Below are 12,344 nucleotides of genomic sequence, written 5' to 3'. Positions count from 1 at the left end.
ACGCGAGATACGGGATCCCGATGCCGCATTTACCCTGGCCGCTGATCCTCGGATCAACCCTGATCGACGCCGTCATCGCCTATTTCACCCTTTTCGTCCGGCTAGATCGGGAAGCACCGGCCAACCGGACCCGGGCCATCGGAGTGGGCCGGGTGTCGCTCGCCATCCTCACGACCTCGGCCGGATTCGTGATCAAGCTGCTTGTTCTGAAGCGGTTCGGCGTCGACCTGTTCGGTTGGATCCACCTCGCCTATCTGGACCTGGTCATCCTCGTCCCGGTGATCGGCGGGTTCCTCCTCCTGTCCCGGATGACCCAGGCCGGACCAGGGCTGACGCCCCTGGTTCGCATCGCCGCGACGGTGAGCCTTGTCCTGCCGCTCGTGGGGATCTATGCCACCTGGATTGAACCCTTCCGGCTCCGTCTGGAGAGCGCGACGCTTTTCGTCTCCGCCGCTCGCGAGGGGATAGCCCCGCTCCGGATCGGGGTCTTGACCGACTTGCAGACCGATCGGGTGTCGGACCACGAGCGGCGGGCCGTGGCCCTGTTGATGTCCCAGAAGCCCGACCTGATCCTCCTGCCCGGGGACGTCTTCCAGGGGACCGGCGAGCAGTTCGAAGCCACGCGATCCGGCCTCCGGGACCTTCTCGGGAGCCTCTCGGCACCGGGTGGGGTCTACCTCGTCCTGGGAGATACCGACGGGTCGGGCGACCACCTTCGGGAGATCCTCAGATCCACCGAGATTCGTGTGCTCGAAAATGAGATCGCGAGGGGTTCGGTCGGCGACCGCAAATTCGCGATCGGTGGCGTCGAACTCGCTCATTCCTCGGAGCCTCCTCAGCATGTCATCGATCGCCTGGAAGAAACCGGCGACGAAGCCGAGATCCGGATTCTCCTCGCGCACCGGCCCGATGTCGCGCTCGGGCTCCGCCCAGGGTCGCGGATCGACCTGGTCGTGGCCGGTCACACGCACGGAGGGCAAATCGTCGTGCCCTGGTTCGGCCCCTTGATGACCCTCTCGCAGGTCCCTCGATCGGTGGCGGCCGGAGGCCTGCACAGGATCTCGGGCAATCCGGTCTATGTCAGCCGAGGGGTGGGAGCCGAGCGGGCCCAGGCACCCCGGATTCGGTTCCTCTGCGCTCCCGAAGTCTCCGTGATCGAGCTACGTTCAGGCCCGCCTGACTCGATCGATTCGAAGCTCACGCCGCGGGGCCGATGAGAAAGAGCAGGCGCCGAGATCGGCGCCTCCTCGATGCCGGAGACTTTCGCCAGATCAACTCGTTTTGACCGATGGTGGCTGTTGGAGCGATTCGGGGCCGACCTCGTCGGTCCAGACGACGAATTTTTCGAGCTGGGTTGTACCGAACGAGGTGGTCAGGGCCACGTCGACGGCGTCTCGCCCGCGAGCCATCACGATCCGGCCGATCCTCGGCGTATTATGCCGGGCGTCCATCGTGTACCAGCGACCCCCGAGGTAGACCTCGAACCAGCCGCTGAAGTCCATCGGGCTGTCCGATAGGGGGACGCCGATATCGCCCAGATATCCGGTCGCGTAGCGGGCCGGGATGTTCATGCACCGGCAGAGAGTCAGGGCCAGGTGGGTGAAGTCGCGGCAGACGCCCTTCCGTTCCTCGAAGACGTCGTACGCCGACTTGGTCGGCCGCGCGAACTCGTATCCGAAGGTCACATGGCCGTGGACCCAGTCGCAAATCGCCTGGGCGCGAGCCCACCCTTCGGGGGTCTGCCCGAAGAGTTCCCAGGCGATGTCGGAGAGGCGATCGACCTCGCAATAACGGCTGGGCAGTAGATAAACCAGGACGTCATCGGGGAGGTCCTGGATCGGATGCTGGATTGCGCCGGGGGCCACCTCGTCGGGCAGGCCCGAGTCCTCGACGATGGCATCATCCCAGAGGGTGAATCGACCCGGCGGGGCGATCAGGCGGATGCAGCGATTCCCGAAGCTGTCGTCGTATCGATAGATCGGGACGCGAGGCTCGACCTGGAGGCCTCCGGGTCGACGGATCGCGTGATCCCACTCGGGCCTCGTGTCCAGGGCCAGGACCATGGGTGCGGGGGCCGGCACCTCGAAGGCGATCTCGAATCCGATGCGGATCAGCATGCGTCCCTCGTCGAGCGCGTCTGCCCCTGGCCGGGGGACTCCAGATTTGAGGGTTGAGTATAAGAGTGTACATTCTCCGTGTCAACGCCCCTGTTCCGGTCCTTGCTTCCGGAGGCCCGGCTGTGGTATCAAGGGCGCTGGGTTTGCGCGTGGTCCCCCGGGACGAGATGTCTGGTTCGAGGGCGAGATGACGTATTGCGTGGGGATCATGACGCACGAAGGCCTGGTGATGGCCTCGGATTCCCGGTCGAATGCCGGATACGACCAGGTCAACATCTGCCGGAAGATGCATACGTTTGTCATCCCCGGCGAGCGCGCCTTCGTCCTGCTTTGTAGCGGGAGCCTGTCCTGCTCGCAGTCGGTCGTGACGCTCCTGCGTCGCGACTTCGACCAGGGGCTCGGCCTGGCCAAGGCGGGCTCGCTCTACGACGCGGCCCGGGTCGTCGGGGATCAGGTCCGCCGGGTCTCCGACATGGATCGCAAGGCCCTGGAGCAGGATGACTACAAGTTCAACGTCCACTTCATCCTGGGCGGCCAGATCCTCGGCCAGGCCCACGACCTTTACATGATCTACCCGCAGGGGAACCCCCTGGCCGCCACCGTCGATTCTCCGTTCCTGCAAATCGGCGAATGTAAATATGGGAGGCCCATCCTCGATCGAGGGGTCCGATACGAGCGGACCACGCTCGAGGACGCCGCCCGCTACGCGATGATCTCGATCGACTCGACGATCCGATCCAACGTGACCGTTGGGCCTCCGATCGACCTGCTGGTTTACAACAAGGACGACTTCGAGATCACCAAGTTCCGCCGATTTGCCGCCAAGGATCCCGACCTCCAGGCCGTCCATGCCCAGTGGGAGCAGGCCCTCCGGAAGGCCGTCCAGGAACTCCCCCCCGTCCGGTTCGGCGAGCCCGAGCCCGAACTCTGAAGGATGGCCGATCGGCGAACCGGGGTCTTCGATCGGCCAACTTCGGTCGGCGATCAGAGATACCCGAGATCGGCCAGCCGTTGCTGGATCGCGGCGTCCTCTTCCTCGGTGTAGCCCTCGGACGGAGCGTCCTCCGGGGGGAGTGGCTCGGCGGTCGAGCCTTCCGATCTGGCGGGCGGGGGGACGATCGCGGGGTCGAAGAGCTCGGTCAGGACACGGCCGTCCATATCCTGGGGGATGGGGACGCCCAGGAGGTGGAGGATCGTCGGGGCGATATCCAGGAGGTTCGCTCGCCCGAGTTCGGCACCCGGCACGACGGCGGGGCCTGAGGCGATCATGACCCCTTCCATCCGGTGGTCTCCGGTCGGCCCGAACGAGGGAGATATGAGCTTGTTGGTCGTGAAGTCGTGCAGCCCGATCGTCCGATAGCGCCAGTCGCGGAGGACAACCGTGAGGTCGGGGGCCAGGTGGGCGTGCGGGCCCTGGTAAAGCTCCTCGCGTTCCACGACCTTCTCGACCAGGGGCTCGCCGGTCTCGGGGTGAGGGATGGCCAGCAGGCCCGCCTTGATCTCGTCCAGGAGCGGTCGGACATCCTTCTCTTCCACGCAGCCCTGGGGCTGGCGTCCCTTCCGGTTCACGAAGATCTGGCCGAAGTTTCCCTGGGCATAAGCCCGGGTCTTCGACCAGTCGATGTGCCGCTTGGAGAGGAAGGCCGACTCCGCGAGTCGCTCCAGGGGTCCTGTCTGCTTCCCTCGGAAGCGCCCGACCCGCTGCTCGGCCATCCCCAGCCGGACCATCAGGTTGTAAAACCACTCGGGGGTCGCTCCCCGGTCGTAGAACCACCGCTTCTGCTTGACGTAGAACGAATCCTGGAGCGCGATGTATCCCTGCTCCAGGAGCCAGACGTTGAAGTTGACATACCACTCGATCGGGCCGAAGCCGTGGTCGCTGATCAGGAGGAGCGTCGTATCGGCGGGCAAGGCGGACTCGATCTCCCCCACGCCGTCATCGAGCTTCTTCCAGAAGTCGACATAGCCCGAGCGGATGGCGGAGAGGTCGCGTCCCTTGGCTTCCCGATGCGACGGCTCCCAGGCATGCCAAAGTTCGTGCTGGATCCGGTCGGTCGCCATCAGGTCGTACATGAAGAGGTCCCAGGGACACCGCTTCATCAGGAACTGGACGGCCTTGAGGTGGTGATCCAGGAAATCGGTGAGGTCGGCCAGCGCGGCGGCCTCGTTCCCGCCGTCGTGGACCGTGGTGGACCAGGGCCGATAGGGGCCGACCTCCTTCTCCAACTCGGCGAAGATCCCGGGGTCGCTGGCAAAGTCGGGGGCATTGGCCGGACTCAGGAAGTCGCCCAGATAGAACCCCGGCGCCTTTCGGGGGGGGTAGCTCATGGGGACCCCGCCCGCGACGGTCGACTTTCCATGACGCCCGGCCACTTCCCAGACCAGGTCCGACTGGATGGCCCGAGACGAGTTGACCTTCCCGTGGAGCGGATCGTGGGCGAATTCCAGGAACTCGAAGATCCCGTGCTTGCCCGAGTTCTTCCCGGTCATGATCCCGGTCCAGGCAACCGGGCTCAGCGGCGGGAAGATCGACTCGAGCGTGCCCGAGCTACCAAGACCCATCAGTCGGGCCAGATTCGGCAGGCTTCCCTGCTCGGCGAGGGGCCGGAGTAGGTCCCAGGTCGCCCCATCGAGCCCAAGCACGAAAACCTTCATCAAACCCTATCCTGCCCCTGGCGGGTGCATCCGTGACGCGGCGGTTCGTGCGATTCCAAATGTAGACTAACCCATCATCGGAAGAGAGCCGCCTTGAGCCTTAGCCGCTCTCATGGGACGACCGCCTGATTCCTGGACAGGCTTGATTGAAAAGCTAGCATCGCGAGTGTGAAATCAGCGGAAACCGTGGCCATCGGTCTGAAATCCATATTCCTTTAATGATTTCGTCACAATCGTTTGTGGCGGGACCTGCTGGACGATGAGTGATCAGGTTCGGACCACGGCACACTTCGTGCATTGACAATAGATCCGTAAGCCTCAACGAGGTTTACACCAAATCAGGCCTTTCGGGCGAATCACCCGGGATCACGAGCAAGCGTCGTTCTCCCTGGCTGTGCCCGGCTCCCTCGGGGGGAGCCGGGCTTTTTTTGTTTTACCGATCCCGATATTCCGGCCCCGATCCACGCGACTCAATGAGAGAAAGCTGCCGCACCCCGATCATGGGATGCGACAGCTTGTCGGCTCACCGAGACGTGTCCGCTCGGGTCAATTTTCCTCGTCGGACGATTCCTCGACGGCTTCGGGAGCGACCTCTTCCGATTCCTCGGATTCGGCCTCGCCATCACCTTCGGACTCGGATTCTCCCCCGAGGCTGAACAAGGGCCCGCCGCCTCCGAGGCCACCCTTGAGCCCGGCGGGCTCCGGTTTGGCGGTCGGGGGTGCTCCGGCTTCCTTGGGAGCGCCCTCGGCGCGGGGTTCCTGCGACTTCTTCCGGGAGAGCCCGATCTTTCGCTCGCCCGGATCGACCCTCAGGACCGTCACCTCGATGGACTCTCCGACCCCGACCACATCTTCCGGACTTCCGACCTTGTGGTCGGCCAGCTCGGAGACGTGAAGTAGGCCTTCCAGCCCGGGTTCCAGCTCGACGAAGGCGCCGAAGTTGGTCAGTTTGGTCACCTTGCCGGTGACCACGATGCCCGGGGAGAATCGCGACGGGATGTCGGCTTCCCAGGGATCCGGCTGCATCTGCTTCAGTCCCAGGGCGATCCGCTTGCGTTCGGGATCGACGTTGAGGACCTGGCAGGTGACCGTCTGGCCTTTTTCGAGGACCTCGTCGGGGTGACCGATCTTGCGGGTCCAGCTCAGGTCGGAGACGTGCAGGAGGCCATCGATGCCCTCCTCGATCTCCACGAAGGCCCCGTAGTTGGTCAGGTTTCGGACGGTACCCTCGACGGTCTTGCCGGGGGGGTACTTCTCGGCGACCAGATCCCACGGGTCGGCCTGGGTTTGCTTCATCCCGAGGCTGATTTCCCGCTTCTGCTGGTTGATCCCGAGGACGACCACCTCGACGCGGTCGCCGGCCTGGGTCACCTCGCTCGGGTGGTTGATGCGTCGGGTCCAGCTCATTTCGGAGACGTGGACCAGGCCTTCGACGCCCGGTTCGAGCTTGACGAAGGCACCGTAGCTCATCACGTTGACGACTTCGCCCTCGACGCGGGTGCCGACGGCGTACTTCTCGGCGACCTGTTCCCAGGGGTTGGCCGTGAGCTGCTTGAGGCCGAGGGCCACCTTGCCGCGTTCCTTGTCGACGTTGAGGATCATGACCTCAATCTGGTCGTCGACCCGGAGCCGCTCGCTGGGGTGCTTCAGGCGATCCCAGCCCATATCCGTGATATGGAGCAGGCCATCCATCCCGCCCAGGTCGACGAACGCGCCGAAGTCGGCGAGGTTCTTGACCGTCCCGGTCCGGATCTGACCGACGGCGATCTCGGCGAGGAGGTTCTCGCGGAGGGCGACGCGTTCGGCCTCGATCAGGCTCCGGCGCGAGAGGACGATGTTGCGGCGATCCTCGTCGATCGAGAGGATCACGCAGCGGACCTCCCGGTCGAGGTAGTCGGCGATGTCCGGCGGTCGCCGGATATCCACCTGACTCGCCGGCAGGAACGCGTTGATGCCGATGTCGACCAGCAGGCCACCCTTGATCTTGCGGGTGACCTTACCGGAGACAACGTCACCTTCGCGATGCTGCGAGGTCACGCGTTCCCAGGCTCGCATCCGGTGAGCTTTCTTGCGTGAGAGGACGACCTCGCCGGTCTCGTCGTCCATCCCCTCCAGCAAGACCTCGACCTCGTCGCCGGGGCTCGGCGGCGGCTCGCCTTGTTCCCATTCGTTGAGAGGGACGAGTCCCTCAGACTTGTAGCCGACGTCGACGACCACCTGGTCGCCGACGACCTCGATGACCTTACCCGAGACGATGCTGCCAGGCTGAACGCCCGGACCGTCGACCAGGAGGAGGTCCATGTCGAACTCCTCGGCGTCTATGTCGGAGACGTCGAGTTCGCGAAGCAGGTTGCGATCTACCATGAGGGAGTGTCGGTTCTCTCCAAAGGAAGAGCCCGGCTCCGTACCGGGCGTCAAGGCGCGGTCGGTCCGAGTCGGACTTGGTCGTAGGGCCTTGATGCGAAGTAGGGGCCAGCCCCAGCGCACGAGCCGAGTCGTCGATTGTAACCCAAAACCGGGTTTGTCCAACAGTCCTCTCTCGAATCGATCTTGCCGTTCTGCAATTTGACAAATTCGGACACTTGTATGAAGTCCGATTCTATCGACAAAGTTGCCGAGACCGAGAAAATCTAGGGTTCCGGAACGTCTTAGTTTAAATGGGGTTAGATCGGTGATTTGGTCGATGGTCGAACTCCCGTTTTTCGGGCGGAATCTCGATTCGTCCGATCTTATGGAGTTCCTTCAATCCACATTTCCGGAGTGGGATCGAGGAGGGAAGGTCGAGAATTTTTCGGATCTTCTGTCGGTTGAGTGCCAGATGGGTTTCCGGTCCCTTCGACTGAACGGCAGGGTTCATTCGCCCTCGATCGAGTCGTAGATCGGTCGGATTCTCACCAGAGACCGGGGACCAACCGAAAGCGGACCCGGCTCGCATAGGAAGTGTACCCTTCCAGATTTTCGAGGAGGAATCGGTCTTCCATCGCGGTCCTCCAGAGGAAGAGGCCCACCAGGGGTATCAGGGGGACCAGTGACCACAAGGAACCCAGGGCCACCCCTCCGCAAATCGCCCCGAAAATCACACCGAAGTATCCGGGGTGTCTCAAATGCCGATACGGGCCGGAACTGATCACATGATGCCCCCGTTCGGTCTGGATCCGGACGGTCGGCGAGAAGTAGCGATTCGAATACATCGCCCAGATCGAAAGCCCCATGGCGGCGACGTACCCAGCCAGCGCGCCCGACCGAACCACGACCGAGATCGGGCCGGACCACTCGAATCGACCGACATCGAGCCCGGCCACGACGAGGTGCGCCAGGATGATCGGGATCGCCAGCATCCGGAACCGATGACTTGGGCCGCCCTGGCCCGGTCGGAGCCGCTCCTCGCGAAGCCCCGCGTCAATCACGAACATCCCGCCCGAAAGCATCGAAGCATGGATGAGAATGACGGCCCAGAACCAGGGTAAGTCGACTCGACCGGCCGAAGTGAAAAGGATCGTCGCCATCGCGACCTCGATCACCGCAACCCTCAAGATCATCTCCAATGGATCACCTCGCTGTTCTCGGGATGCTCCGGGAATTTCGATAACTCGATTTGGATGATAAGTTTGATTTTGTATCACGCAAATAAGATTTTTGGCAAGCAAAAAACTTCAAACTCGTCTGTTGCGGGGATTCGACTTACCGGTGGCGGAGGCTTTCTCAGGAGGATCGTCCCGGCGATACTCGGACTCGAGAGGTCCGTGAGTCCGACAACACGCGGCTTATCCGAAGGACTATCCACCATGATCGTTCGCAAACTCGCCGGGATTTTCCTGGCCATGTCGCTCCTCCCGACGACCGGCCCGACGACCCGGGCTGCGGATGAGGACGATCGGAAGAGCCTCGGGGATATTCCGGCGTCACTTGACGCAGCATTTCGAACACCTTCCGATTTCGCGAGCGATCTGGGTGCCTACCGATCTCCCCTGATCTTCGAGGACGGGCGACGCGTCAAGGACGCGGGGGGCTGGAATGAGCGGAGGCGCGAGATCCTCTCGACCTGGCATGGGTTGATGGGGCCCTGGCCCGCTCGGATCGAACGACCTGCGATCGAGGTCCTGGGCACCGAACCGGGCGAGGGATACCAGCAGCGGCGAGTTCGACTGGAAATTGCCCCGGACCGGTCCACGGAGGGATATTTGCTCGTGCCCGATCGGAAGGGGCCGCTTCCGGCGGTCCTGGTGGTCTTCTACGAGCCCGAGACGGCGATCGGCCGCGGCAAGCCAGGTCGGGACTTTGCCTCTCAACTGGCCCGCCGAGGATTCGTCGCCCTGTCGATCGGGCTCGACCCTTACTCGCTCGACCCGGCCCTCAGCGGGATCAAGCTCCAACCGCTCTCTTACCTGGCCTATGTGGCATCGAACAGCTACAACGCCCTGACCGAGTTGCCCGAGGTCGACCCGAAGCGGGTTAGCGTGATGGGACATTCCTACGGCGGCAAGTGGGCGATGTTCGCCGCGTGCCTGGACGAGCGGTTTGCCTGCGGGGTCTGGTCCGACCCGGGTGTTGCCTTCGACGAGAAGCGGCCGAATGTCAATTACTGGGAGCCCTGGTATCTCGGCTGGGAGCCCGGCCAGACCCGGAAGCGAGGAGTCATCACGGCCGAGAGCCCTCGTACCGGGGCCTACAAACGCCTGATCGAGAACGGCCACGACCTCCACGAGGTCCAGTCCCTGATGGCTCCCCGGCCGTTCCTCGTCTCGGGAGGTTCGGAAGATGGCATCGAGCGATGGCGGGCCTTGAATCACGTCGTTGCCGTCAATAATGTCCTGGGAGCAGAGAATCGGGTGGCGATGACCAACCGCCCGGCCCATGATCCGACCGACGAGTCGAACCGGCAGATTTACGAATTTCTGGAGTTCGTTCTGAGGGCAAGGAACTGAGGTCGGGAGTGGACCTCTCCGGACCCTTCATTCATCAGATGATCGTTCCCGTCTCGATCGAACCCCGGATGGTCGGGGGCCAGGGGGACATTCCGTGGTCGCCCTTATTATCCTGCCGAAGGCCCCGACCTTAGCAGCCCGATTCCATGATTCCGGCGAGACACGATTCCAAGGCTCCCTAACCCCTGGCCCGCATCCGGATGCGGGTCCCTGCATCGCAAGCCGAGAGGGTCGGCCGTAAAGAACAAATCCCGCCAAAAGTTGCTTTTGCAACCGTTGGCGGGATTAATTGTTGGCAAACAATCGGGGCGGCGGGATTTGAACCCACGACCTCTAGACCCCCAGTCTAGCGCGCTAGCCAAACTGCGCTACGCCCCGATTCACCAGCGTCTACCGTTGGTGGTTCGCCCATTGTAGAATGCTCGTTCGATCTGTCAATGCAGTCTGACGGAGAATGTCGTGGATCATTTCGCCGACGCCTTGATGGCGGCCATTATTCGGGCGGGCAATCCTGTTTGTGTCGGGATCGATCCGAGGCCCGAGGACCTCCCCACCGACTTCCTGGACCGCTTCGCGGGCGACCGCGATGGGGTGGCCCTGGCCCTGGAAGAATTCGGGCGGGGGATCGCCGAGGTGGTTGCCCCTATGGTCCCGGCGGTCAAATTCCAGGCGGCCTTCTATGAGGCGTATGGACCCGAGGGCGTAAGGGCCCTGCACGCCACCGCTTCCTATGCGATGGGGCTGGGGCTGATCGTCCTGATGGACGGCAAGCGGAATGACATCGGCTCCACGGCCGAGGCTTATGCGCGGGCCTACCTGGGCAAGGTCCCCGTGGGTAATCAGTTCGAGCCGTCCTGGGAGGTCGATGCCCTGACCGTGAATCCTTACCTGGGCACGGACGGGATCTCTCCCTTCGTCAAGGTCGCCGCTCGAGAGGGGAAGGGGATCTTCGTCCTGGTCCGGACCAGCAACGCCTCGGCCCGGGAGTTCCAGGATCTGGTCGCCGACGGCCGGCCGATCTATCGACATGTGGCCGAGAAGCTCTCGGAATGGGCCGAGCCGCATCGGGGTGCCTCGGGCTATAGCCTGGTGGGTGCCGTGGTGGGGGCGACCTATCCGGCCGAACTCGCCGAGCTTCGGCAGGCGCTCCCGGGGATTCCTTTCCTGGTGCCGGGGTACGGGACCCAGGGCGGCACCGCTTCCGATATCGCGCCGGCGTTCGACGATCAGGGGCTGGGTGCCCTGGTGAATAACTCTCGAGGGATCGCCTTCGCCTACAAGAAGCCGGCCGCCATCGCCCGGTTCGGCGACGACTGGAAGGCCGCGGTCGCTCAAGCCGTCCGAGACATGGCCGACGACCTCGCCGCCCACTCGACCACCTCACGCCTTCGGAAGGGCTGAGCGGATTCCGAAGGCCAGGTCCTGCGAGTTGGGGCGAGCCCATCCGGACGATTCGAGCGTCCGGCCGCCCGCTCGCCCATCGATCACGACTCGCTGATTCCGAGCAGCCAGAGGGTTGGGCCCAGGGCCCGGCCGAAGGGCAGGTCGTGGCGGGAGGATTCGAGCGCGGCGGCCACCCTCCCCGGGGCGTCGGGCTCGGGGGCGTTGACGATCCTCGGCAGGGCGCAGGCGCTGGGCGAAGAGACGATGACCCGGACCTGGGGAGAAGTCGGGGAGCACCGGTTCAGGTGGAGCGAGTCGTCCCCATCGGGCCCTCGGGCGGTCAGGTTCACGTCCAGGATCTGGGCCAGCCCGGAGGCGGACGAGCCTTCGGTTCGGATCGAGACCGGGATCTCGCCGGATGGACCTCGGAAGGTGGCCTGGACCCGACCGGGCTCCTTTTCTTCTCGACGGATCGGAGCCCAGTCGAGTTGACCGGCGAGCCAGCCGACGAGCCAGGCGGCGGATCGGGGAATTCCCGGAGATCCGGGGACCTCGGCCCGGATCTCGACTGAGGCGATCCGGGAGAGCGCCTCGGTGGGGTTGGGCCCGTCGAAGAACTGGGCGACGAGTTCCCGCCAGCGCGTGATCCCGAACCAGGCGGCATCGCGAGCGAACCGATTGATCGACGGGTCCAGGCCGAGCCGAAGCGCGGCCGGATCGGCCTCCGGATCGGGCAGGTCGAGGATCAGCCTCGAACATTCGCCGGCCAGGTCGCGGAAGAGCTTCTCGTCCCGGCGGGGGTCTTCGGTCCACCAGAGGACCGAGGGGAGGTTCGCCTCCAGGAGCGGGCGGGTCGCCCCCGGCAGGAGGTCGATCGCCTCCGGCCCCGCCCGGAGGACAATCCTCTCGGAGCAGACCTGGGGCCGGTCGGCCGTCGGCAGTTGGCAGAGAGCGGCCACCTCGGCGGAGAGGGTCCTCCCGGGGGCCGAGGTCTTCTTCAGGACGATCGATCGGCAGGGGTAGCGTCCGATCACCGTATCGAGCGTCGCCTCCAGGCATCCGGGGCAATCCGGCCCGGCCTCCACGATAAGGTTGGCCAGGACGATCCGCGTGACGTTGGGGTTCTCCAGCTCGGGCCCGCCGGCTCGCTCGGCGGCCGGTCCCCAGAGTCGACTCAGCTCGGACTCGATCTGACCCGGATCGACCGGGATGCCCTGACCGTTCAGGAAGGCGTCGGACGTCGATTCGGCCATGATCTCAAAAC

9 protein-coding genes and 1 tRNA gene are annotated in these 12,344 nt (G+C 64.2%); 4 read left to right on the top strand and 6 right to left on the bottom strand.

The window, feature by feature from the left end:
• The first annotated feature begins 20 nt into the window (after positions 1-20).
• On the top strand, positions 21-1,217 hold the full coding sequence (locus P12x_RS23025; RefSeq protein ID WP_435007268.1) for a metallophosphoesterase: 1,197 nt from the start codon (positions 21-23) through the stop codon (positions 1,215-1,217).
• Between the two features lie 54 nt (positions 1,218-1,271).
• Here the strand turns inward: P12x_RS23025 and P12x_RS23020 are convergent, their stop codons facing one another.
• Positions 1,272-2,117: a transglutaminase-like domain-containing protein gene (locus tag P12x_RS23020; RefSeq protein WP_435007266.1), complete on the bottom strand. Its 846-nt coding sequence runs from the start codon at positions 2,115-2,117 to the stop codon at positions 1,272-1,274.
• A gap of 187 nt (positions 2,118-2,304) precedes the next feature.
• Between P12x_RS23020 and P12x_RS23015 the strand changes: the two genes are divergently transcribed.
• Positions 2,305-3,048, top strand: a complete 744-nt coding sequence (locus P12x_RS23015) for a peptidase (protein ID WP_435007265.1) — start codon at positions 2,305-2,307, stop codon at positions 3,046-3,048.
• 53 nt (positions 3,049-3,101) lie between these two features.
• Here P12x_RS23015 and P12x_RS23010 read toward each other — a convergent pair whose 3' ends face one another.
• The 3 genes from P12x_RS23010 to P12x_RS23000 form a co-directional block, all read right to left on the bottom strand.
• Positions 3,102-4,772, bottom strand: a complete 1,671-nt coding sequence (locus tag P12x_RS23010; protein ID WP_435007264.1) for an alkaline phosphatase family protein — start codon at positions 4,770-4,772, stop codon at positions 3,102-3,104.
• Positions 4,773-5,318: 546 nt separating this feature from the next.
• Positions 5,319-7,136, bottom strand: a complete 1,818-nt coding sequence (locus tag P12x_RS23005) for a 30S ribosomal protein S1 (RefSeq protein ID WP_435007262.1) — start codon at positions 7,134-7,136, stop codon at positions 5,319-5,321.
• Positions 7,137-7,663: 527 nt separating this feature from the next.
• A complete protein-coding gene (locus P12x_RS23000; protein ID WP_435007260.1) occupies positions 7,664-8,278 on the bottom strand; it encodes a methyltransferase family protein in 615 nt (204 codons plus the stop codon).
• 279 nt (positions 8,279-8,557) lie between these two features.
• On the opposite strand from P12x_RS23000, the gene P12x_RS22995 reads away from it, so the two are divergent.
• Positions 8,558-9,697 carry a dienelactone hydrolase family protein gene (locus P12x_RS22995; RefSeq protein ID WP_435007259.1) on the top strand — a complete coding sequence of 380 codons (1,140 nt, stop codon included), beginning with the start codon at positions 8,558-8,560 and terminating at the stop codon, positions 9,695-9,697.
• A 303-nt stretch (positions 9,698-10,000) separates the two neighbouring features.
• Here the strand turns inward: P12x_RS22995 and P12x_RS22990 are convergent.
• Positions 10,001-10,075: transfer RNA gene (locus P12x_RS22990), tRNA-Pro, on the bottom strand.
• An 81-nt stretch (positions 10,076-10,156) separates the two neighbouring features.
• Here P12x_RS22990 and pyrF point away from each other — a divergent pair.
• Positions 10,157-11,098, top strand: a complete 942-nt coding sequence (pyrF, locus tag P12x_RS22985) for an orotidine-5'-phosphate decarboxylase (RefSeq protein WP_435007257.1) — start codon at positions 10,157-10,159, stop codon at positions 11,096-11,098.
• Positions 11,099-11,181: 83 nt separating this feature from the next.
• On the opposite strand, the gene P12x_RS22980 is transcribed toward pyrF, so the two are convergent.
• Complete coding sequence (locus P12x_RS22980; RefSeq protein ID WP_435007256.1) at positions 11,182-12,333, bottom strand: glucose-6-phosphate dehydrogenase assembly protein OpcA; 1,152 nt, start codon at positions 12,331-12,333, stop codon at positions 11,182-11,184.
• Positions 12,334-12,344 lie beyond the last annotated feature (11 nt).

The sequence above is a fragment of the Tundrisphaera lichenicola genome (assembly GCF_051175385.1).
Classification (GTDB): Bacteria; Planctomycetota; Planctomycetia; order Isosphaerales; family Isosphaeraceae; genus Tundrisphaera; species Tundrisphaera lichenicola.
Note: the sequence above shows the minus strand (reverse complement) of the source record. Positions and strands in the feature narration are given on the sequence as shown.